Origin of the sequence: Herbidospora sp. NBRC 101105, from assembly GCF_030269205.1 — a bacterium.
In the GTDB taxonomy this organism is placed as follows: domain Bacteria; phylum Actinomycetota; class Actinomycetes; order Streptosporangiales; family Streptosporangiaceae; genus Herbidospora; species Herbidospora solisilvae.
In genome coordinates, this window is the sequence record NZ_BSSX01000003.1 from 677,132 (window position 1) to 697,892 (window position 20,761).

General features: G+C 69.0%; 22 protein-coding genes and 3 tRNA genes. 11 read left to right on the top strand and 14 right to left on the bottom strand.

The window, feature by feature from the left end; genetic code table 11:
- Window positions 1–22 precede the first annotated feature (22 nt).
- From QSK34_RS16965 to QSK34_RS16980, 4 genes are all read left to right on the top strand, one after another.
- Window positions 23–1,591, top strand: a complete 1,569-nt coding sequence (locus QSK34_RS16965) for a metallophosphoesterase family protein (RefSeq protein WP_285585239.1) — start codon at window positions 23–25, stop codon at window positions 1,589–1,591.
- A 20-nt stretch (window positions 1,592–1,611) separates the two neighbouring features.
- Window positions 1,612–1,684 (top strand) — tRNA-Glu (locus QSK34_RS16970).
- A 96-nt stretch (window positions 1,685–1,780) separates the two neighbouring features.
- Window positions 1,781–1,855 (top strand) — tRNA-Asp (locus tag QSK34_RS16975).
- A 4-nt stretch (window positions 1,856–1,859) separates the two neighbouring features.
- Window positions 1,860–1,933 (top strand) — tRNA-Phe (locus QSK34_RS16980).
- A 583-nt stretch (window positions 1,934–2,516) separates the two neighbouring features.
- Here the strand turns inward: QSK34_RS16980 and QSK34_RS16985 are convergent.
- From QSK34_RS16985 to QSK34_RS17005, 5 genes are all read right to left on the bottom strand, one after another.
- Window positions 2,517–2,876, bottom strand: a complete 360-nt coding sequence (locus tag QSK34_RS16985; protein WP_285585240.1) for a hypothetical protein — start codon at window positions 2,874–2,876, stop codon at window positions 2,517–2,519.
- A 296-nt stretch (window positions 2,877–3,172) separates the two neighbouring features.
- Entirely contained in the window at window positions 3,173–3,919 is a 747-nt protein-coding gene (locus QSK34_RS16990; RefSeq protein WP_285585241.1) for a neutral zinc metallopeptidase, read from the bottom strand.
- Entirely contained in the window at window positions 3,920–4,663 is a 744-nt protein-coding gene (locus QSK34_RS16995) for a neutral zinc metallopeptidase (RefSeq protein WP_285585242.1), read from the bottom strand.
- A gap of 1 nt (window position 4,664) precedes the next feature.
- Window positions 4,665–5,417, bottom strand: coding sequence for a neutral zinc metallopeptidase (locus QSK34_RS17000; RefSeq protein WP_285585243.1), 753 nt, complete (start codon window positions 5,415–5,417; stop codon window positions 4,665–4,667).
- 28 nt (window positions 5,418–5,445) lie between these two features.
- Entirely contained in the window at window positions 5,446–6,075 is a 630-nt protein-coding gene (locus QSK34_RS17005; protein WP_285585245.1) for an alpha/beta fold hydrolase, read from the bottom strand.
- 23 nt (window positions 6,076–6,098) lie between these two features.
- Here QSK34_RS17005 and QSK34_RS17010 point away from each other — a divergent pair, with 23 nt between their 5' ends.
- The gene (locus tag QSK34_RS17010; protein ID WP_285585247.1) at window positions 6,099–7,811 is read left to right on the top strand and encodes a polysaccharide lyase 8 family protein; all 1,713 of its coding nucleotides are present in this window, start codon (window positions 6,099–6,101) and stop codon (window positions 7,809–7,811) included.
- Here QSK34_RS17010 and QSK34_RS17015 read toward each other — a convergent pair.
- Window positions 7,808–8,263: a hypothetical protein gene (locus tag QSK34_RS17015; protein ID WP_285585249.1), complete on the bottom strand. Its 456-nt coding sequence runs from the start codon at window positions 8,261–8,263 to the stop codon at window positions 7,808–7,810. The two genes, QSK34_RS17010 and QSK34_RS17015, sit on opposite strands and share 4 nt — an antisense overlap.
- A gap of 160 nt (window positions 8,264–8,423) precedes the next feature.
- Here QSK34_RS17015 and QSK34_RS17020 point away from each other — a divergent pair, with 160 nt between their 5' ends.
- From QSK34_RS17020 to QSK34_RS17035, 4 genes are all read left to right on the top strand, one after another.
- Window positions 8,424–8,780 carry a GAF domain-containing protein gene (locus QSK34_RS17020; RefSeq protein ID WP_161481136.1) on the top strand — a complete coding sequence of 119 codons (357 nt, stop codon included), beginning with the start codon at window positions 8,424–8,426 and terminating at the stop codon, window positions 8,778–8,780.
- Window positions 8,781–8,842: 62 nt separating this feature from the next.
- Entirely contained in the window at window positions 8,843–9,562 is a 720-nt protein-coding gene (locus QSK34_RS17025; RefSeq protein ID WP_063910179.1) for a GAF and ANTAR domain-containing protein, read from the top strand.
- Window positions 9,563–9,566: 4 nt separating this feature from the next.
- On the top strand, window positions 9,567–9,977 hold the full coding sequence (locus QSK34_RS17030) for an STAS domain-containing protein (protein WP_285585256.1): 411 nt from the start codon (window positions 9,567–9,569) through the stop codon (window positions 9,975–9,977).
- Window positions 9,898–10,899: a quinone-dependent dihydroorotate dehydrogenase gene (locus QSK34_RS17035; protein ID WP_285585306.1), complete on the top strand. Its 1,002-nt coding sequence runs from the start codon at window positions 9,898–9,900 to the stop codon at window positions 10,897–10,899. Before QSK34_RS17030 ends, QSK34_RS17035 begins: the two co-directional genes overlap by 80 nt.
- Here the strand turns inward: QSK34_RS17035 and QSK34_RS17040 are convergent.
- The 6 genes from QSK34_RS17040 to QSK34_RS17065 all read right to left on the bottom strand — a co-directional run bounded on the left by QSK34_RS17040 (window position 10,870) and on the right by QSK34_RS17065 (window position 16,425).
- Entirely contained in the window at window positions 10,870–12,441 is a 1,572-nt protein-coding gene (locus tag QSK34_RS17040) for a beta-N-acetylhexosaminidase (RefSeq protein WP_285585258.1), read from the bottom strand. The genes QSK34_RS17035 and QSK34_RS17040 overlap by 30 nt on opposite strands.
- A gap of 15 nt (window positions 12,442–12,456) precedes the next feature.
- The gene (locus QSK34_RS17045; protein WP_161481140.1) at window positions 12,457–13,275 is read right to left on the bottom strand and encodes an N-acetylmuramoyl-L-alanine amidase; all 819 of its coding nucleotides are present in this window, start codon (window positions 13,273–13,275) and stop codon (window positions 12,457–12,459) included.
- Window positions 13,276–13,368: 93 nt separating this feature from the next.
- A complete protein-coding gene (locus QSK34_RS17050) occupies window positions 13,369–13,608 on the bottom strand; it encodes a hypothetical protein (RefSeq protein WP_285585260.1) in 240 nt (79 codons plus the stop codon).
- Between the two features lie 79 nt (window positions 13,609–13,687).
- Window positions 13,688–14,785, bottom strand: coding sequence for a LacI family DNA-binding transcriptional regulator (locus tag QSK34_RS17055; RefSeq protein ID WP_034385346.1), 1,098 nt, complete (start codon window positions 14,783–14,785; stop codon window positions 13,688–13,690).
- A gap of 247 nt (window positions 14,786–15,032) precedes the next feature.
- Window positions 15,033–15,236 carry a developmental transcriptional regulator BldC gene (bldC, locus tag QSK34_RS17060; protein ID WP_013133571.1) on the bottom strand — a complete coding sequence of 68 codons (204 nt, stop codon included), beginning with the start codon at window positions 15,234–15,236 and terminating at the stop codon, window positions 15,033–15,035.
- 322 nt (window positions 15,237–15,558) lie between these two features.
- A complete protein-coding gene (locus tag QSK34_RS17065) occupies window positions 15,559–16,425 on the bottom strand; it encodes a DUF8083 family protein (RefSeq protein WP_161481223.1) in 867 nt (288 codons plus the stop codon).
- Between the two features lie 128 nt (window positions 16,426–16,553).
- On the opposite strand from QSK34_RS17065, the gene QSK34_RS17070 reads away from it, so the two are divergent.
- Complete coding sequence (locus QSK34_RS17070) at window positions 16,554–17,639, top strand: Leu/Phe/Val dehydrogenase (RefSeq protein ID WP_285585277.1); 1,086 nt, start codon at window positions 16,554–16,556, stop codon at window positions 17,637–17,639.
- A 151-nt stretch (window positions 17,640–17,790) separates the two neighbouring features.
- Entirely contained in the window at window positions 17,791–18,027 is a 237-nt protein-coding gene (locus QSK34_RS17075; protein WP_062356318.1) for a DUF3073 domain-containing protein, read from the top strand.
- Between the two features lie 178 nt (window positions 18,028–18,205).
- Here the strand turns inward: QSK34_RS17075 and purM are convergent, their stop codons facing one another.
- Entirely contained in the window at window positions 18,206–19,231 is a 1,026-nt protein-coding gene (gene purM, locus QSK34_RS17080; RefSeq protein ID WP_285585278.1) for a phosphoribosylformylglycinamidine cyclo-ligase, read from the bottom strand.
- On the bottom strand, window positions 19,228–20,664 hold the full coding sequence (purF, locus tag QSK34_RS17085; protein WP_161481144.1) for an amidophosphoribosyltransferase: 1,437 nt from the start codon (window positions 20,662–20,664) through the stop codon (window positions 19,228–19,230). Before purF ends, purM begins: the two co-directional genes overlap by 4 nt.
- Window positions 20,665–20,761 lie beyond the last annotated feature (97 nt).

Sequence of the window (20,761 nt, forward strand, 5' to 3'; positions counted from 1 at the left end):
TTTGCCGAAGTGGGGAGAATCCGTGGTCCGGTTTCTTCGAGGCCGGTTCGTACGGTTTCTGACAGTCGTCGTCGTCGCCCTGGCCGGAGCCTGGCTGGGGCTTTTGTTCGGCGCGTCCGTACAGACGCCCATCGGCCCCGCCGACATCAACATGGCTCTGCGGCCCTCCTTCGACGGCGGCACGGTCGTCGACGTGCGGCCCCTGGGAACGCTCCGGTTCGACACCCACTCGGGGCCGGTGCAGCTCAACCTGAGCATCGAGGCGGTCCATCCCGAGGCCGCCGAGCAGATCCTTCAGAACCCCCGCTGGGCCGACCGGCTGCCCGAGACCATCGAGACCGACCTCATGGGCGGCGTCCAGGATCTGCTGGTGAGGGCCGCGGTCGGCGCGGTGCTCGCCGGCTTCCTGGGCGGGCTGATCGTCTTCCGCGACGTCTTCCGTGGCCTGTGGAGCGGCCTGGGCTCGATCCTGCTGGTCGGCGCGATGGCCGTCACGGCCGCGCTGAGCTTCAACCCCCAGGCGATCGCCGAGCCCCGCTACACGGGCCTGCTGACCGGCGTGCCGTCACTGGTGGGCAACGCCCAGTCGATCGTCACCAAGTTCTCCGAATACCGGGGCCAGTTGGCCAAGCTCGTCACGAACATCAGCCGCCTGTACGAAGCGGGCTCGACCCTCCCCATCTACGATCCCGACCCCGACACGATCAGGGTGCTGCACATCTCCGACCTGCACATCTACCTGCCGGGCTGGAACGTGGTCCGCTCCCTGATCGACCAGTTCAAGATCGACCTGGTCATCGACACCGGCGACATCAGCGACCACGGCACCAAGATCGAGAACTCCTTCGTCGAGGAGATCGGCGACCTGGGCATCCCCTACGTGTTCGTGCGGGGCAACCACGACTCCATGGAGACCCAGAAGGCGGTCGCCAAGCAGAAGAACGCGATCGTCCTGGACGACCGGGTCGCCGAGGTCGAGGGCCTGCGCATCTACGGCATCGGAGATCCGCGTTTCACCCCCGACAAGTCGGTCGAGGGCGATGAGAGCCCCGAGTCCCTGGCCGCCCTCGGGCGTGAGAAGGCCGCCGGCGTCGCACCGCCCGAATGGCCGCGCTCGTCGTCGACCACGGCGCCGCAGCGCTCTCCGGTCGATCTGGTGGCCGTCCACGACCCGACCATCGGGCGGGCCTTCTACGGGTCGGTCTCGCTGGTCCTGGCCGGGCACGTCCACGCCCGCTCGACCGAGTTGTCCCCGACCGGGACCCGGCTGATGGTCCAGGGGTCGACCGGCGGGGCGGGCCTGCGGGGCCTCGAACACGACGAGCCCACGCCTCTGCAGGCCTCGGTTCTCTACTTCAGCAAGGACACCCACAGGCTCCAGGCCTGGGACGACATCACCGTCGGAGGGCTCGGGGAGCAACGTATCGCCGTGGAGCGGCAAATCGAGGCCGCGCCAGGTCGTACAATTTTCCCTGTGCCAGGGAACGCCCCGTCCCCGACGGGAACGATCACTGACACACCGTCGCCGGTCGCTTTGGCACAGAGGGCAAACGTCCCCTATGCTTCAGAGGTCCCCGACGGAGCGCGGTAAGGACAGAGAGAAATCTCTGCGCCCCCATCGTCTAGCGGCCTAGGACACCGCCCTTTCAAGGCGGCGGCACGGGTTCGAATCCCGTTGGGGGCACGGAAGGGCCAGGAAAACGGCAGGTCGAAGACCTCCGAAGAACTGGTAAGCTACAAAAGCCGAAAGCGAAACGCCGGAAGCAAAGTAGCAAAGCAAGGTCCTGTAGAGCAGTTTGGAGTGCTCGCCACCCTGTCAAGGTGGAGGTCGCGGGTTCAAGTCCCGTCAGGACCGCTTGGGTCAGGTAGCTCAGTTGGTACGAGCGACCGCCTGAAAAGCGGTAGGTCGGCGGTTCGACCCCGCCCCTGACCACATCTCTTAGCAGTAGCGACGCCCAATCCAAGATCTCTGGATTGGGCGTTTGTCGTTTCCGGGGGACGCTCGGGAAGACGCGGGCCGTGACCGTCGACGCCCGGGCCGGAATTGCCGTCGGTAGAGCACTCCGGGGCATTCCGGAGCCGCACAGCAGGGAAACGAGGCGCGGCGCACGGGCGTCCGCTGGTTCCGCGCTCTGTCGAAGATGCCGGCGTGACGGCCGCATGGCTCTCCACGGTCCGACGACCGATCCGGGGGAGTCGATGCTCATGTCCGCTCGAACGTTGCTCACGTCGTGCCGGTTGGGGTGGACCCGCTTTCTCCAGCACGGTGTGCGGGCGCCGCGCTCCACTTCGGCTCTGTAACCCACCCGTGAAGGTCGAAGGCTTCAGCCTGATCGTCACGAGCCGACCCCCGCTTCTACGACGCGGCAAGGCCTGCGGTCACCGCACTGGATGGGCGCGGCGGGCCTCCACACAGCGCAGGGCTACACCGCCGCCGCTTGGTCTCGCTGTCGCCGGCGTAGACGAGGGAATGCCGCACATGATCCCTCATGTGCGGCATTCTTCGCGGCTCTCGCTCACACGATATTGACGTACGTTTCCGTCTTATTCTTCTTCTTATCGTGCTTGTCCCACTTGTCGTGCTTCTTGTTCTTCTTCTTGGTGTGCTTCTCCCACTTGCCCTTCTTGCCGTGTTTATTCCACTTCCCCTTCTTCTTGTCCTTCTTCTTGTCGTGCGGGGGATCCTTCTTGGCGGGCGACGGGTTCGTCGGTGTCGTCGTCGAGGCACTCGCCGCATACTGCGCGGTCGAGGCGAGAGACGACGAGACCCCGGCCGCCGCCTGCTGAGCGGCCATGGCCGGCGACACCGGCGCGAGCAATATGGCCGACCCTCCGAGGACGCCCGCACTCCACCGCGCGATTCGCTTACCGTTCATAAGCGTCTCCTCCCGTGTTCGCCTGTCGCTGGTGATACACCTCCATCGTTCGCATCGCCGAAGAAGAGCGTCCAGGCGTCACGAAGGAGATTTGCCCATGCGCGGGCGCGCACTAGGCGCGGGCGTTTGCGCGGGCATTCTCAATGCCGATCAGGCATACCGTCGTTTGGAGCGCCCCGTGCTCCGCCCTCAGGGAAACGGCCGGGAATCGCCGCTCGTCGTGCTCCTGCGGACGTGCCGACGGTGACATAGGTAAAAATCGCCGCCCGGGACGTCTCCGGTCGGCGGGCGCCGGATCAGCCGACTCTCGGCTCGTCCGCGCTGAAGGTGTCGCACGATCGGGCGTCCCGCGACTCGAAGCCGCGGGTGAACCACGCCTCCCGGTTGCGCGGCGAGCCGTGGCTGCCGTTGATGCCGCCCCCGTCGTCGTCGAGGGTCATCATGCGCCGCAGGTCCCGCAGGTCGGAGGCGGGCCGGTTCAGGGACTTCCAGGCGCTGCCCATGAACACCCCGGCCAGGCACTCCGACTGCAGTTCGACGCGCCGGGAGCGCTCCAGTTCCTCGTCCTGGCCGGAGGTGGGCAGGTTGACCTCGGCCCACAGGATGCCGGTCATGTGCTGGACGTGGTGGCCGTATTCGTGGGCGGCCAGCAGGAAGGTGCTGAGGTCGTGGGGCGTGGCCAGCAGACGCTGGTCGAGCAGGATGTCGAAGCGGCGGTCGGCGGGGCAGTACTGGCCCTGGATGCCCTGCCGCCACATCACCCCGCACCGGACCTCGCGCCGGTTGACGAAGCCCACGGTCGCCGGGGGCATCGGCACGCCCACCCGGCCCATCAGATCGGCCCAGGCGGTGTTCATGCAGTCGACGAGCGACCGGACGTACTTCCTGGTCAGGTCGCGGTTGCCGACGGCGACGGGTCTCTCCGGGCAATCGACCTCGGCCATCTGGCCGGCCCGGTAGAGCAGGTTGCCGGTCAGCACGGGGTCGTCGACCGGGTAGGCCGTGCCGCCCAGCAGCAGGAGCGAGACGAGGAGAGCGCGCATCTATGCCACCTTGCCGGGCTTGGAGGTCCAGGTGTTGCACGATTTGGGGTCGCGGGACTCGAAACCCCGCGTGAACCAGGTCTCCTGGTTCTTGCCTTTGCCGTGGTCGTGGCCTTTCCAGTACTCGTCGCCGCTGCTCCGGATGATCTCCTTGAGCTCGGCCACATCGCTCGCCGGGCGGCCGAGCGACGCGAAGGCGCTCCCCATGAAGACCCCCGACAGGCAGGTGGCCTGGAGTTCTAATCGCCGGGTCTGTTCCTGGGTCTCGCGGTTTCCACTGGTCGGATAGTGGCTGTAGGCGTCGAGGAGGCCCATCGTCTTCTGGATGTGGTGGCCGTACTCGTGGCCGACGAGGTGGAAGATGAACAGGCTGTGGGGATATTCGAGCAGGTTCCGGTCGAGCAGGATGACGTAGCCGAAATCCCGGTAGCAGTACTGTCCGGCGACGCTGGCCTCCCATTTCGATCCGCAGTGGTCCTTGCGGCTGTTGATGAAGCCGACACTCGAGTTCTTGAGCGGCAGGCCCACCTTCTTCAGTTGGGCCCGCCACGCCTTGTTGAGGCAGTCGTTCAGCGCCTTGATGTACGTCCTGGCCTGCGCGCGGTTCATCGACGAGATCGGCTTCTCGCGGCACTTGACCTTGGCCATCTTCCCCGTCTGGTAGAGCGGGTTCTTGAGGAGCGTCTGGTCGTAGACGGGGTGGGCGGTCGTGACGGAGAACGCCAGGGCGAGATGGATGAGCATGTCAGGCCACCTTGGCGGAGGTGGCGGTCCAGGTGTTGCAGGCCCCGGGTCTGCGGGTCGCGAAGCCCCTGTCGAGCCAGGTCAGCACGCTCTTGCCCCGGCCGTGGGTGCGGCTGTGGCCGGTGCCGTCGAGTTCGCGCAGGTACTGCCAGTCGGCGTCGCTGCGGCCCAGCGTCGGCCAGACGGCGCCGAAGAAGACGCCGGCCAGGCATTCGGCCTGGAGTTCGTTGCGGCGGATCTGCTGGTAGAGCTCGGCTTTGGAGTGGTAGGGGTGGGTGCGGTACGCGTCGGCCAGGCCCGTCAGGTTCTGCAGGTGGTGGCCGAACTCGTGGGCGATCACCAGGTAGAGGTAGAGGTTCGACGAGTCGGCCAGGGCGTCCCGGTCGAGCAGCACCATGAAGCGGTGCTGGGAGTCGCAGTAGCGGCCGGCGGCGTCGCCCCACTTTCGGCCGCAGAACGCCTTCGGCCTGGTCTGGAAGTCGATCTTGACCGGGGCGAAGGGCAGGCCGTTCCTGCGGAAGTGTGCTCCCCAGGCCTCGTTGAGGCAGGTGGTCACCGTCGTCGCGTAGCGGCGGGCCGAGGCCGCGTCGCCGTCGCGTAACGGGGGTTCGGGGCAGTCGACCGGTGCGAGCCGGCCCGTTCGGTAGAGCGCGTTCTGGGTGAGGACGCGGTCGTCGATCGGGTAGGCGGACGCCGGGGCCGCTCCCACGACCAGCAGCGAGGCGAGGACGGTGACGAATGGGGTTAAACGCACACAGTGATCCTAGGTGGGACACCGGCGGTCATGCCTGGTTGATGAAGGAGGCCACCTCCTTCGGATGGCTCAGCATGGGCATGTGGCCGGCCGGGATCTCGCCCGTCACGGCGTTCGGCAGGCGGTCGGCGACCACGCGGCGCATGAAGTCGATGGGGAAGAAGCGGTCCTCCGTACAGAACAGGAACCGCACCGGCACATCGGGCCACGGCTGACCAGGGGTGTTGAACGGGGTGAACGACTGGTCGCGGGACGCGGCGTCGCCGATCGCGATGCCCTCGGGGTCGACGCCGTTGTAGAAGACGGCCTTCTCGTCGGAGGAGTCGACGCCCAGGGCGGTGTGGCCGGTGGCCTCCCACCATTCGCCGCCGGTCTCGCCGGGCCTGGGGACCATCGCGGTGATGAGCACGATCGCGCGCGCCGGGACGCGGGCGGCGACCAGGGGAGCGGTCAGGCCGCCCAGCGAGTGGGCCACCACGACGACGTCTTCCCGGTCGCCGACGGCCTCGACGGCCAGGTCGGCGTATTCGGGCACACCCGCCGACGGGTCGGCGGTCGGCAGGTCGAGGGCGATCACCTCGCCGTCGAGCAGGGGGACCAGCCGGCTCCAGTAGCCGGGCCCGGCGCCGCCGCCGGGAATTAGAACGTTAGTACGCATGCTCCTACCCTATGGTGGGCAGCATGCTCTCGCGGCGTGCTTTCCTGGCCGGGGCCCTGCTGCCGGCGTCCGGAGGTCGCGATGACGCCTGGCCGGCGCTGGAGCGCAACTGGGCGGCCGTCTCGTCGCGGGGTGAGCCGTGGTCGCCGGAACACGCCATGGCCAGGGAGTTCCGGCTGACGGGCGATCCGGCGCTGAAGAGAAGGGTCGCCGAGACGATCGGCCGGGGGGTGCGCGAGGCCTACCACGCCGGGGCGGTCAAGACCGGGAACTGGTGGAACTGGGAGATCGGGGTGCCCAAGCGGCTGCTCGACCTCGCCATCCTCGTCGGCCACCGCGACGACGGACTGATCGAGGCGGTCGACCACTTCGTCCGGCCGTGGCGGCTGCTGTTCTACCGGGGCACCAGCACCGCCGCCAACCGTGCCGACCTGTGCCTGGTCACGCTGCTCAACGGCATCCTGTCGCGCGACCCGCGGAAGATCTCCCGCGCCGCCGAGGCGCTCTCCCCGGTCTTCCGGTACGTCACGAGCGGCGACGGCCTCTACCGCGACGGTTCCTTCATCCAGCACTCGACCGTCCCCTACCAGGGCACCTACGGGGTGTCGATGCTCCACGGGATCGGCGCGATCCTCAGAACGCTGCGCGGCACCCCGTGGGAGATCACCGACCCGGCCCTGGGGAACGTCTTCGCCGCCGTCGAACACTCCTTCCTGCCCTTCCTCCACGAGGGCCGGATGATGGACCTGGTCAGCGGGCGGGCGATCGCGCGCAAGCCAGACGGAGACCGGAGAAGGGCGCGTGCGTTCACCGACGCGCTCGACCTGCTCGGAGAGTCGGCCTCCGCATCACAACGGGCCCGCTGGCGCGAACTGATCGCGAACCCGCCCACCGGCCACCGGCTGATGCCCGCCGGCGCCCGCGCGGTCCACCGCCGCGAGGGCTGGACGGCCGCGCTCAGCATGTCCTCCCACCGGGTCGCCCACTACGAGCACGGCAACGGCGAGAACCTGCGCGGCTGGCACACCGGCGCCGGGATGCTCTATTGGTGGGGCAAGGGTCACGGCGACCACTATTCGGGCGACTTCTGGCACACCGTCGACCCCTACCGCCTGCCCGGCACGACGGTCTCCACCAAACGCCTGCCCGACGGCGCGGGCGGCGCCTGGGGCGAGAACTGCCCGCCCGCGCGGTGGGTCGGCGGGGCGTCCGACGGCGTCCACGCCACGGTCGGCCAGCACCTCTTCGGCCTCGAAAGCACCCTGGAGGCCCGCAAGTCGTGGATCTTCCTCGACGACATGGTGGTCTGCCTCGGCGCGGGCATCACCTGCCGCGACGGGGTGCCGGTCGAGACGGTCGTCGACAACCGCCGCTCCCGCGCCCGGCTGACCCTGGGCGACGGCTGGGCCCATCTGGAGGGCCACGGCGGCTACCTCTTCGACGGCTCGATCCGCGTGCGGCAGGACGAATACACCACGCTCTGGTTCGACCACGGCACCGACCCGACCGACGCCCGCTACGTCTACGCGCTGCTGCCCAACGCCGACCTGGCCGCCACGAAGGCGGCCCGCGTCACCGTCGTGGCCAACACGCCCGCCCAGCAGGGCGTCACCGCGGGTGACCTGACCGCCGTGAACTTCTGGCGGCCCGGCACGGTCGCCGGCATCACGGTCACCGAGCCGTCGGCGATCCTCTACCGGCCCGGCCACACCCTGGTCGCCGAACCGCAGGGTTAACGCACCTTCCTGGGCTTGCCGAGTTGCTTGATCGTCTGGGGATCGGCCCCCTTGGGCAGGTCGGCTACGGTGATGGGCCCCTTGCCGTGGGCGACCTTCATGTTGGGCACGCACATGTTCGTGGCCAGCCGGCCCTCCCACTTGTAGGCGAACACCAGATACCGCGCGCCCCGGGAGAACCGGGTGCCGCAGGCCGCCGACTGCGTGTGCGTGTTCACCGAGATGGTGGCCTTCGGCTTTCCCTTGTACGCATGGTCGACCCGGAAGGTGTACACGACCGGCCGCACCGGATCCCACCGGTCCTTCGGCCGTCTGACCGTCTTGGCGGTGCCGGTGAACACCAGGGCCGAGTCCTTCAGGTGCCGGGGGACCTCGGGAGGCATGCAGCTACAGGCGTAGGAAGGCGGCGCCCCGAAGACGAGGGTGCCCAGGACGAGGGTGAGAGCGATCAAGATTCGACGCAGCATGCCCCTGAAACGGAATGCCATGCCGAACGGTTCGGGCGAAAAACCTGGGTTGGGCTAGTCGCGATCAAGAGAGCCCACTACGCTTGGCCAGCAGTGAATCCGCCGTGTGTCCGCGGGCCTTTTCTCATTTCATTGGGGTGGCTACGTGTCGGGGCCCGGCGTTGAGTTCCTGCTCGCCAATGTGCTGCAAGGTGTCGCCGACCTGTCCGGGGTCGACGGGGCCGCCCTTCGCCTGCTCGACGACACCGATCGGCTCCGCATGGTCGGAGCGACCGACGAAGACGGCTGGGTCCTCGAGCGCGCGGGCTGTTCGGCCCTGTCCGTTCCCCTGATCGAGGGCCGGGAAGTCATCGGGGAGCTCACCCTCTACACGCACGAGCGTCACGAGTGGAGCCGTTCCGAGGTGGAAAAAGGCGCGCGTCTGGGTGAGCTCGTCGTCGTCGCTCTGGAAGCCATGGCCGGGGGCAGGACTGAGTCCTCCGCCTCTGGGCAGGTGAGATGACCACGAAGCTACCTCTCCACGACCGCGCCGGCGCACAGGTGAGGTTCACGGGAGGATACGGAATGACCCATATCGATCCAGAAGCGCTCGTCGCGAGCCTGCGGCGGATGCAGAAGGCCGCTCCGGCGACCGGGATCGTGCACCACCTTGAGCGGATCGTCCAGGTCGTCGACCGGATCTTCGGATATTCCGGGGCCGGCCTGATGTTCGCCGACCCCGATCGCATCCTGCGATACCTGTTCGCCACCGACGAGGCGGGACGCAGCCTCGAACACGCCCAGGCGACCGTCCAGGCGGGGCCATGTGTGGCCGCGTACACGACCGACGGCGCCGTGACCACGTACGACGTCCGGAAGGACGACCGCTGGCCCGATCTCGCGCCGCTCCTGCACCCCGACGTGCGGGCCGTCGCGGGGGTGCCGGTGCGTCTCGGCGGAGAGCCCGTCGGGACGCTCAACGTCTACCAGGACACCACCCACGACTGGGAGGAGTCCGACACCGAGGCGCTGCATGCCTACGCCCACGTGATCGAGCAGGTCATCGCCGCCGCCGTGGAGGCGGAGGAGAAGTCCCAGCTCGCCGACCAGCTCCAATACGCACTCGACTACCGCGTGGTCATCGAACGGGCCATCGGCTACCTGATGGGAAAGCACGACCTGACCGCCAGCCAGGCCTTCACGGGCCTGCGGAAACAGGCCAGGGACAGTCGCCGGAGGGTTGCCGATCTGGCCGCCGAACTGCTCGGGGAACAGGGTCGTGGAGATCCGGACCACGCGATCTGACCTGATGACCACGATCATCATGCAAGGTGATCTCGACGTCTTCGGCGCCGTGGAACTCCGCCGCGCCGTCTGGAGGGCCGGACGGGCCGCGCATCTGCGGCTCGACCTGGCCAAGGTGACGTTCATCGACGTCGCGGGCGCCCGGACGCTGCTCTGGGCGCACCGCAGGGCCCGCGGGCGGGTCTCCATCGCGAACCCGCCCGACGGGGTGATCCGGCTGCTGCGGCTGCTCGACTTCGACCGGTACCTCGAAATGGATACGCTGGCCGGTGATGTCGTACCGAATGCTCTTCACCTGGGTCCTGCGCCGCACCGACGCGGAGAAGATCCACCATCTGACGATCCGCCTGCTGGCGACCCTGTCGGTCCTGCCGGTCGTGAAGCGGATCCTCCACGCCTTGCTGGCCCCCCGTGACGAGTCCCTGCGGGTCCAGGCGTTCGGGGTGCACTTCCCGACGCCCTTCGGGCTCGCCGCAGGCTTCGACAAGAACGCCGAGTGCGTCCCGGCGCTGGCCGCGCTCGGGTTCGGCCACGTCGAGGTCGGCACGATCACGGCCCACGCCCAGCCCGGCAACGCCCGGCCGCGCCTGTTCCGGCTGGTCCCGGAGAAGGCGATCATCAACCGGATGGGCTTCAACAACGAGGGCGCCAAGGCGGCCGCCCGCCGGTTGAAGCGGGTCCGCGGGGTGCCCGCCGTGGTGGGGGTGAACATCGGCAAGACCAAGGTCGTCCCCGAAGAGGAGGCCACCCGCGACTACGTCGCCAGCGCCAAGGTCCTCGCGGGCCTGGCCGACTACCTGGTCGTGAACGTCTCCTCGCCCAACACCCCCGGCCTGCGCAACCTCCAGGCGGTCGACCTGCTGCGCCCCCTGCTGACCGAGGTCAAGGCGGTCGCCGGGCGCACCCCGCTGCTGGTGAAGATCGCCCCCGACCTGGCCGACGAGGACATCGACGAGGTCGCCGAGCTCGCCGCCGAACTGGGCCTGGCCGGCATCATCGCGACCAACACCACGATCAGCCGCGCGGGCGTCTCCAGCACCGAGACCGGCGGCCTGTCCGGCCGCCCGCTGAAAGACCGGTCGCTGGAGGTGCTGCGCCGCCTCCACGCCAAGGTCGGCGACCGCCTCGTGCTGGTCTCCGTCGGCGGTGTGGAAGACGTCGACGACGTCTGGGAGCGCCTGCTGGCCGGCGCCACGCTGGTCCAGGGCTACACCGGCCTCATCTACGGCGGCCCGCTGTGGGCCTTCGACATCAACCGGCAGCTGGCCCGCCGGTTGAAGCGCCACGGTCTGTCTTCGGTACGCGACCTACATGCTCGGGCGGGTCGAGTCGGCTGACAACGTCAGCTCGTCGAGATGGCGCATGACGGCGGCCACGTCGACCCGGCCCGGCGTGTGGGGGCGTGACCGCTGCCACGGCCGGGGTCCGTCGAGCGGGCGGTAGCCGACGCCCGCCGCGTCGAGGCGGCCGAGATGGCGTTCCAGGCGGCCCGGGAAGTCCGGCCCGGCCGGGCGGCCCGTCCAGGCGATCTCGGCCATGGCGCAACCCCGCGGCCACGCCTTGTAGTCGAGGGTGCGGCCGTCGGGGATGTACTCCGACCAGAGCTGGAACTGCGCACCAAGGTAGCCCGAGACGTCGAAGGCGGCGACGTCGGCCACGGTGATCGTCTCGCCCAGCGCGGCCGGTTCGCCGGCCGAGGCCGCCTCGGCGTAGTCGAAGTAGAGCGGGAACACCGGCGTGAGCACCACGTCGTGGCCCGCGGCGGCGGCCCGCCGGGCGACGTTCATGCCGCGCCAGGGCATCACGATCGTGTCCTCGCGCAACATGCCGCTGACGAACGCCTCATCCCACACCACCGCCCGGCTGCCCCGCTCGGCCAGCAGGTCGGCCAGCCGCCGCAGGAACCAGGCGTGCAGGTCTGCGGGCGTGGCCAGGCCCCGGGCGTGCCGGAAGGCGGTGATCTCGGTGGAGGCGGCCCAGGCGTCCAGCACGCACTCGTCGCCGCCGATGTGGAAGAACGGGGTCTGGCCGAGCGCGCCGAGGATCTCGTCGAACACCGTGGCCAGGAAGTCGATCGTCTTGGGCAGCGGGGCGAGGATCGCGGGGGAGATGCCCCAGCGCTCCAAAACCGTGTGCCGCTGCGACGGGTCGGCCCCGAACTCCGGATAGGCGGCCAGGATCGCCGACGCGTGGCCCGGAACGTCGATCTCCGGCACGACCGTGACCGCCCGCTGCCGGGCATAGGCCGCGATCTCCCGCAGATCGTCGAGCGTGTAGAAGCCCCCGTGGGGGATTCCGTCGTAGGCGTCCGGCTCGCCCTTGCGTGAGGTGATCGTCTGGGCGCGGTGGGAGCCGATCTCGTGCAGGCGCGGGTAGGCCCGCGACTCCACCCGCCAGCCCTGGTCGTCGGCCAGGTGGAGGTGGAGCCGGTTGAGCTTGTGCATCGCCAGCAGGTCGATCATGCGCAGCACGTCGTGCTTGGGCAGGAAGTGCCGGGAGACGTCCAGGTGCGCGCCACGCCATGAGAGCGCCGGAGCGTCCTCGACACGGACGCAGGGGACGTCATATGCGGAAAGCGGGGAAACGGCGCGGAAGACGTCGTCAGGGAGCAACTGGCGCAATGTCTGCGCGGCGTAGAAGGCGCCCGCCGCGTCGCCCGCGACGATCTCGACGCCGTCGGCCGTCACGGTCAGGGTGGACGACTCGGGGGCGCCGTGGCGGCGTACCGAAACCGGCTGGCCGCCGACGACGGGGCCGAGCGTCGCGAGCGCCCGCCGGACCGGTTCGGCGAGGTCCCCGGCGACGCCGAAACCGGGCGCCAGCGGGAACGCGCCCGGCAGGGGTTCGACGGACCGGGGGGCAGGCAGGAACTGGTGCATGCCCTCGATCATGGATTACTTCAGATAGGTCTGGAAGCTGCTCGCCAGCGCCTCGGCGAGGTCCTGCCGCCAGGAGGAGCTCTTCATCTTGGCGGCGTCGCCGGCGTTGCGCATGTTGCCCGACTCGATGAAGACCTTCGGCACCGTCGACAGGTTCAGGCCGCCGAGGTCGGAGCGGTAGTCGAGGGCGTTCTTGCCGATGTAGTTGGCATAGGGCATGCCGGTCTGCTTCTTCACCGCGTTGCGCACGGCGAGGCCGAGCTTGGCCGACTTGGCGACCACCGGGTCGACCGGGCCGTTGATCTTCTTCGGCATGATGACGTGGAAGCCGTGACTGGTCGAGCCGGCGCCGTCGGCGTGGATCGAGATGGCCAGGTCGGCCTTGGCCTTGTTGCCGATCGCGGCGCGCTGGGTGATGCACGGCCCGACGCCGGTGTTGTCGTCACGGGTCAGCTTGACCGTGGCGCCCTCGGCCCGCAGGAGCTTGGCGAGGCGGACCGAGACGTCCCAGGTGAACGCGGCCTCGGAGTAGCCGTCGTTGGTCGCGGTGCCGGTCGTGTCGCAGGCCTTCTTCTGGGTCAGCACGTCGACCTGCTTGTTGATGACGTCGGGGCGCTTGTAGTTGCCGCCGTTGTGACCCGGGTCGATCACGACGACCTTGCCCGCGAGCGGTTTGGCGGGAGCCTGCGCGGGGGCGGCGACCGCTTCAGCAGTGCTCTTCTGAACGGCGGCCGGGGCGGACTCGGCACCCGCGGCCACCCCGCCACCGCACGCGGCGGTCCCCAGACCGATCACGGCCAGAGCGGCGGCGGCGAGCGCCGGACGAGTCTTCATCACGGTGGGTCCTCTCGCAGGCGGGCACTACAAGCACCCAACCTACGCGTTCCCTGCCCGTGACCTGGCCGTTATGTGAGTAAAGGATGCAGATCACCCAGAGCCCGGGCCCTGGATCTGCAGCAGGGCCGCGAGTTCGCGGGCCTCCTCGGCGTCGAGGCCGAGGACGACCCGGGGCCGTCCCCACGGGTGGTCGATCGAATGCGCCACGTAGCTGGCCACGGATTCGTCGCCCGTTTCGCCGTGGCCCCGGGAATGCCGCCAGTGGCCCCAGGCCCGTTCGAGTTCGGCCGCCGCGCGCTGGGCACAGGAGACCAACTCTGGATCACGCATTGAATTCCCCCAGATCTCTACCGTCCGGCGTCGTGGCCCGAGTCAACACGGACCGTGACCCGACGCCGGACCGGTTGACCTAGCTTTGGGAATCCTTTGGCGCGGGGCCAGTGCTGCGGCGGGTGATGAGCTGCGGGGTCACCTGGCGCAGGCGGGAGTTCTTGCCCGGCTCGGAGATCCGGTCGCTGAGCAGCGCGGCGGCCGAGCGGCCCATCGCGCGGCGCGGCTGGTCGACCGACGTCAGCGAGATGTGGTGGACGGCGGCCAGGTGGGTGTTGTCGTAGCCGACGACCGACAGGTCTTCGGGGACCCGCAGCCCGAGCTCGCTGGCGGCGGTGAGCACCCCGAGGGCGACGACGTCGTTGGCGGCGAAGATGGCGGTCGGCCGGGGGTCGCGCTCGAGCAGGGCCATCGCCGCGCGGCGGCCGCCCTCCTCGGTGAAGTCGCCGTGCTCGACCATGATGTACGGCGCCAGCGCGTGCCGGCGCATCGCCACCAGGTAACCCTCGCAGCGGCAGCGGGCCGCGGAGGAGGGGGTGCCCTCGATGTGGGCGATCCGGCGGTGTCCGAGCTCGACCAGATGGTCGACCGCCAGACGCGCGCCGAGCTGGTCGTCGTCGACGACGATGTCGACGCTCTCGAGGTCGACGTCGCGTTCTCCGACGACGACGGTGGGCGTGTAGGCGGCGGCCTCGGCCAGCGTGTCGCTGGACGGGGCGACCCCCAGCAGCACCAGCCCGTCGACGCGCAGTTCGAGGAAGGCCTCGACGGCTTCGTCCTCGAACGCCGGGTCGAAGCGGCCGGAGCCGATGAGCAGCCGCAGGCCCTCACCGTGGAGGCTCTCCTGGAGGCCGTCGAGGAACTCGGCGTAGAACGGGTTGTGCAGGTCGGCGACGAGGGCGCCGACGAGATGAGTGCGGCCTTCGACGAGACTGCGGGCGACGGCGTTGGGCCGGTATCCCAGCTCCCTGGCCGCCTGCAGAACCGCCTCACGGCGATGTTCGCTCACATGAGGTGAGCCGCGAAGGACCAGCGAGACCAGGGACTTAGAGACGCCCGCGCGCTCGGCTACGTTGCGAATCGTCGGCCGTGGCCGTGGACTGAATCCGTCGAGTCCGGTAGGTCCGGGTACCGCGATGTCGCGCCGGGCAGTGGTCTGCATGGACGGTCCTGACATGGTTCTCCCCACGATGCGCGGATGTGCACCTGCCAAGAAGAACGATCGAGAGCCGAATAAGGTACGGCCGAGTTGTCTCGATCCTTGAGAAAGCTGTCAGGACGGAGCGGGAGGGGCCACGGAACCGGTTGGGGTTGGCGCCGGGCGGGCGGCGCCTTTCCACACCCCTACTGCAGGTGTGCGGCTGTTGGACGCGCTCACTGACGCGAGCGCGCCATCCCCCTCGTGGTTGCGACCCCCCGCTGCGTTACTCCGAACGCTGCTGCGGAATTCCCGCCAGCAGCGCCCTCACCTCGGTCTCCCGGTAACGCCGGTGCCCACCGAGCGTGCGGATGGACGTCAACTTGCCGGCCTTCGCCCACCGCGTGACGGTCTTGGGGTCGACCCGGAACATCGTTGCGACCTCCGCCGGGGTGAGCAGTGGCTCGGCCTCGGGTGTACGAGCTGACATTTGTGCGGCCTCTCCTCCGTGTGGACCGGCGACAGCGATCCTGCGACTTATATCTGCGCTTGTCACGGGATGTCCCTCAATGATCCATAACGTGCGGTTTCACGGACCATTTGCGGCATCACCCGATGTGACCATACAGCCACGTAGCGCGATTGGCGAGCCCTCTGGGCACAACGTCTCGACCACGTGTTGATGTCACGCTCGGTGATTCTAGCGACACGTTTCGTGGTATCGCAGTGAAAACGGCAAACTACTCAGTTCGCAGTTGTGAGATCGTGCATCTCCTGACCCAACGTTGCAGGTCAGCGTCGAGTGATTACGGTCAGTTAGCCGATTCGAGGCTCTGCACTGACCGCCATCGGAGGATCACGCGCTGGTACATGGCGAAGGCAAGTTCTTCCTGACCGTTGTCCAAACCCGTGAGAGCGGCGGCCAGCTCGGCCACCGACTGGTCGGCCTGGAGGGTCGCGTCGTCCATGAGGTGGACGATGCCGCCGTAGTCGAGCTCCACCAGCGAGTGGGGGTGGAACTCCTCCAGCCAGCGGCCCACCTCCTCGACGTCGGTCAGCGTGTCGACGTCGCCCACGTGACGGCGGATGACCACCAGGGCGCGGGCGACCCGCTTCCTGGCCTGGGCCATCGAGGTGACGTAGAGCATGTTCCTGGCCGGGGCCATGGTCATCCCGGTCGACGACTCGGGCTCCTGCTCGCCGTTCAGGACCAGCCACCGCTCGGCGGAGTCGAACGGCACGAACCAGGGCGTCGGGACGTGCCAGGTGCTCGTCATGATGTGCGTGCGCAGCGACGGCTCGCCGCGCTTGAAGGCGTCGAACTCGTCGGCCGTGCGCTCGGCGACCGGCGGGGGTACGAAGCGGTCGGCCAGCTTGGTCGGCAGGCTGCCCCGCCAGGAGGCGAAGGCCAGCCACGACCGCAGCCGGGTCTGCCACGGGCAGACGTAGAGGACGCCGTCGACCCGGCGCAGATAGGCGTTGTGACTCTCCGCCGCCGGCGCCGGGGCGGGTGGGACCCGCAACAGCCGGCGAATCGACTCCTCGTGCTCCACCGCGAGGGCGCCCGCGCGGCGGGGCCGCCGCGGATTCTGGGCATAGGCGTTCCACCGAAGGCGATCCTGCTCGGAGAAGGCGCTCAGCGGCTCATAGACGCGGAGATACGCGGCGTAGGGCAGCACAACGGCATCGTGCCATGCCACGCCGCGTAACGCATTGGGTGGCGTTCCGTAATCCATGATCGTCGCTACGCTGGAAGGTGGAACCGCCGCGACGGAGCGGCGGACAGAGACGATCAGGAGTCACCAAAGTGACCGACGTCTTCGGGCTCTCCCACAAGGACCAGACCCGTCACGAACAGGTCGTGTTCTGCGCCGACGACAAGTCAGGCCTCTACGCGATCATCGCCGTCCACAACACCGCCCTGGGCCCCGGCCTGGGTGGAACACGTTTCTATCCCTACCCCGACGAATCCGCCGCGCTGGCCGACGTGCTGAACCTGTCGCGGGCGATGGCGTACAAGAACGCGCTCGCCGGCCTCGACCACGGCGGCGGCAAAGCGGTGATCATCGGTGACCCCGCGACCGACAAGTCCGAGGCCCTGCTGCGGGCCTACGGCAAGTTCGTCCAGTCGCTCGGCGGCCGCTACTACACCGCCTGCGACGTGGGCACCTACAGCGAGGACATGGACGTCATCGCCCGCGAGTGCTCCTACGTCACCGGCCGCACCCCGGCCAACGGCGGCGCCGGCGACAGCTCGATCCTCACCGCCTACGGCGTCTACCAGGGCATGCGGGCCGCCGCCCGGCACGCCTTCGGCGAGACCTCGCTGCGCGGGCGCCGGGTCGGCGTCGAGGGGGTCGGCAAGGTCGGCCACCGGCTGGTGGAACACATTCTCGACGAGGGCGGCGAGGTCGTGGTCTGCGACGTCGACGAACTCGCGGTCGGCCGGATCCGCCAGCGGCACCCGCAGGTCGAGGTCGTCTCCGACGCCGCGGCCCTGAAGCGGAGCGACATCGACGTGTACGCCCCCTGCGCCCTCGGCGGCGCCCTCGACGACACGGTGGTGGCCGAGCTCCGGGCGAAGATCGTCTGCGGCGGGGCCAACAACCAGCTCGCCCACCCCGGGGTCGAGAAGCAACTCGCCGACCGCGGCATCCTCTACGCCCCCGACTACGTGGTGAATTCGGGGGGAGTGATCCAGGTCGCTGATGAGATCGCCGGATTCGACATGGACAGGGCGAGGGCGCGGGCGGGTCAGATCTTCGACACGACCCTGAAAATCTTCGCCATCGCCGACGACGAAGGCGTTCCACCGGCCGTCGCAGCAGATAGGCTGGCGGAGCGCAGAATGTCGGAAGTCGGGCGGCTTAGGGGTATTTGGCTGGGCCGGTGACCGCCGACGCGCATACGGCGTACCGAGCGGGGCGCAAAACAGGTACGGTTGTAGGCGAACGAATGGCTGACGTCCAAAGTCAGGTGGCGTCAGTGCGTGGTGCGTTAGCGACGAGGGGTCGGGCACGACCCCGCATGAGGGGGTCGAGCCAATGGGGCGCGGCCGAGCCAAGGCCAAGCAGGTCAAGGTTGCCCGCCAGCTGAAGTACAACAGCGGCGGCACCGATCTTGAGCGCCTGCGCGCGGAGCTCGGAGTCGAGGAACATGTCGATTCCGACCGCACAGACGAGCACGACCCTTATGACGAGTTGGCCGAGCGGTACGCCGACTACGCCAACGTCGATGACGAGGATGATGAGGACGACTCCTCATCCGGGGGCCGTCGTTGAGCGGCACCTGACCCAGCGTTGATCACGCCCGGCGCGGTTCGCCACGCCGGGTGTTTTCCGCGCGACCTCGTGAGGGTCCCGCACTCCGGGTGACCGGAGTGCATACAGTCATTTCCATACGAGACCGAGAGCGCCGCCCGGTGGCAACCAACCACCAGGCGGCCTTTCGTGTTTCTCCTCAGCGGTACCGCGCTTCGCCCGTGCCCGGCACGATCTCGCCGAGCACCCACGACGGCACGCCGCGGGTGGCGAGGAGTTCCAGTGCCCTGTCGGCGTCTTCCGCCGGGACGATCGCGGCCATGCCGACGCCCAGGTTGAAGGTCTTGTCGAGCTCGGCCCGCGGCACCTTCCCGGCCTCGCCGAGGACCGTGAACACCGGCGGGACCGTCCACGACGAGCGGTCGAGGACGGCGTCGACACTCCCGGGCAGCGAGCGGGCCAGGTTGGCGGTCAGGCCGCCGCCGGTGATGTGGGCGTAGGCCCGCACCGGCACGTGACGGGTCAGGGCCAGGCAGTCGAGCGAGTAGATCCGGGTCGGTTCGAGCAGCTCCTCGCCGAGGGTGCGGCCGAACTCGGGGATCTGCGACTCCAGGCCCAGGCCCGCCGTCTTGATGATGTGGCGGACCAGCGAGTAGCCGTTGGAGTGCACCCCCGACGACGCCATCGCCAGCACGACGTCGCCCGCGCGGACCCGGTTGGGACCGAGCAGCTCGTCGGCCTCGACCACGCCGGTTCCGGCGCCCGCGAGGTCGTAGTCGTCGGGGCCCATCGCGCCCGGGTGTTCGGCGGTCTCGCCGCCGACCAGGGCGCAGCCGGCCTGGCGGCAACCTTCGGCGACGCCTCCGACGATCTCGGCGACGCGCTCGGGCACCACCTTGCCGCAGGCGATGTAGTCGGTCATGAACAGCGGCTCGGCGCCGCAGACCACCAGGTCGTCGACGACCATGCCGACCAGGTCGATGCCGATCGTGTCGTGCTTGCCGAGCCTGGACGCCAGCATGACCTTGGTGCCGACCCCGTCGGTCGAGGTCGCCAGCAGCGGGCGGCGGTATTTCAGCAGGGCCGACACGTCGAACAGGCCCGCGAACCCGCTGGCGTCGTCGACCACCTCGGGGCGCCGGGAGCGGGCCACCTTCGACTTCATCAGCTCGACGGCGCGGTCACCGGCCTCGATGTCGACACCGGCGGCGGCGTACGAGGTCATGCGCGGGCCTCCAGGACGTACTTGCCGACCTTGTCCTGGTCGATCGGGATGGGGTAGCTGCCGTCGAAGCAGGCCCGGCAGAGCTTCTGGGCCGGGATGGTGGTGGCCTCGGTGAGGCCTTCCATCGAGATGTAGCCGAGGGAGTCGGCGCCCAGGTGCTCGCGGATCTCCTCGACGTTCATCGAACCGGCCAGCAGTTCGGCGCGGGTGGCGAAGTCGATGCCGTAGAAGCAGGGCCAGGCCACCGGCGGGGCCGAGATGCGCACGTGGACCTCGGTCGCCCCGGCCTCGCGGAGCATCTTCACGATCGCCCGCTGGGTGTTGCCGCGCACGATCGTGTCGTCGACGACCACCAGGCGCTTGCCCTGGACGATCTCCTTCAGCGGGTTCAGCTTCAGCCGGATGCCGAGCTGGCGGATCGTCTGGGACGGCTGGATGAAGGTCCGGCCGACGTAGGAGTTCTTCACCAGCCCCTGGCCGTAGGGGATGCCGCTCTGCTCGGCGTAGCCGATCGCGGCCGGGGTGCCCGACTCGGGGGTCGGGATCACCAGGTCGGCGTCGACGGGGTGTTCGCGGGCCAGCCGGCGGCCGACCTCGACCCGGGTCGCCTGGACGCCCCGCCCGGCGATCGTGGTGTCGGGGCGGGCCAGGTAGACGTATTCGAACAGGCAGCCCTTGGGGTCGGCCGGGGCGAACCGCTGCGACTTGACCCCGCGCTCGTCGATGGTGAGGAGCTCGCCCGGCTCGACCTCACGCTGGAACGTCGCGCCGACGATGTCGAGGGCGGCCGTCTCGGAGGCCACCACCCAGCCGCGCTCCAGACGGCCCAGGACGAGCGGACGGATGCCCTGGGGGTCTCGGGCCGCGTAGAGCGTCTTCTCGTCCATGAAGACGAGTGAGTAGGCGCCGCGGACCATCGGCAGCAGCCGGGCGGCCGCCTCGTCGATCGGCTCGGAGCGGTCTTTGGCCAGGATCGCGGTGAGGATCTCGCTGTCGGTGGTGGCCCTGATGGTGCCGGGGGCCACCCGCTCGGCGAGCTCGCCGGTGTTGATCAGGTTGCCGTTGTGGGCCAGCGCGAGGCCGCCCACGTCGGTCGAGCTCAGTGTGGGCTGCGCGTTCTCCCACACACTCGAACCGGTGGTGGAGTAGCGGCAGTGCCCGATGGCCAGGTGTCCCTTGAGGGTGCCGAGAATCGACTCGTCGAAGACCTGGGCCACCAGGCCCATGTCTTTGTAGACGAGGATGCGGCTGCCCTCGCTGACCGCGATGCCCGCGGACTCCTGGCCGCGGTGCTGCAACGCGTACAGCCCGTAGTAGGTGAGTTTGGAGACGTCCTCCCCCGGAGCCCAGACGCCGAAGACGCCACAGGCGTCTTTGGGGCCTTGGTCGAGGGGGTCAAGGTCATGGCTCAGATGGCCGTCGCCCTTCAGCACATGCTTGAGTCTATTTCGGCCTCTCGGCTGCTCGAACCCCCGGGTGGGCTGAACCCGGCGAAACGATCACCAGTGCTTTGCCGTGTCGGCCGCCGTA

Bases quoted from the DNA above. Each gene is read 5' to 3' on its own strand.
- QSK34_RS16985 (WP_285585240.1), bottom strand. From the start codon at position 2,876: ATGAACGGTAAGCGAATCGCGCGGTGGAGTGCGGGCGTCCTCGGAGGG.
- QSK34_RS16990 (WP_285585241.1), bottom strand. From the start codon at position 3,919: ATGCGCGCTCTCCTCGTCTCGCTCCTGCTGCTGGGCGGCACGGCCTAC.
- QSK34_RS16995 (WP_285585242.1), bottom strand. From the start codon at position 4,663: ATGCTCATCCATCTCGCCCTGGCGTTCTCCGTCACGACCGCCCACCCC.
- QSK34_RS17005 (WP_285585245.1), bottom strand. From the start codon at position 6,075: ATGCGTACTAACGTTCTAATTCCCGGCGGCGGCGCCGGGCCCGGCTAC.
- QSK34_RS17010 (WP_285585247.1), top strand. From the start codon at position 6,099: ATGCTCTCGCGGCGTGCTTTCCTGGCCGGGGCCCTGCTGCCGGCGTCC.
- QSK34_RS17025 (WP_063910179.1), top strand. From the start codon at position 8,843: ATGACCCATATCGATCCAGAAGCGCTCGTCGCGAGCCTGCGGCGGATG.
- QSK34_RS17030 (WP_285585256.1), top strand. From the start codon at position 9,567: ATGACCACGATCATCATGCAAGGTGATCTCGACGTCTTCGGCGCCGTG.
- QSK34_RS17040 (WP_285585258.1), bottom strand. From the start codon at position 12,441: ATGCACCAGTTCCTGCCTGCCCCCCGGTCCGTCGAACCCCTGCCGGGC.
- QSK34_RS17045 (WP_161481140.1), bottom strand. From the start codon at position 13,275: ATGAAGACTCGTCCGGCGCTCGCCGCCGCCGCTCTGGCCGTGATCGGT.
- QSK34_RS17050 (WP_285585260.1), bottom strand. From the start codon at position 13,608: ATGCGTGATCCAGAGTTGGTCTCCTGTGCCCAGCGCGCGGCGGCCGAA.
- QSK34_RS17055 (WP_034385346.1), bottom strand. From the start codon at position 14,785: ATGTCAGGACCGTCCATGCAGACCACTGCCCGGCGCGACATCGCGGTA.
- bldC (WP_013133571.1), bottom strand. From the start codon at position 15,236: ATGTCAGCTCGTACACCCGAGGCCGAGCCACTGCTCACCCCGGCGGAG.
- QSK34_RS17075 (WP_062356318.1), top strand. From the start codon at position 17,791: ATGGGGCGCGGCCGAGCCAAGGCCAAGCAGGTCAAGGTTGCCCGCCAG.
- purM (WP_285585278.1), bottom strand. From the start codon at position 19,231: ATGACCTCGTACGCCGCCGCCGGTGTCGACATCGAGGCCGGTGACCGC.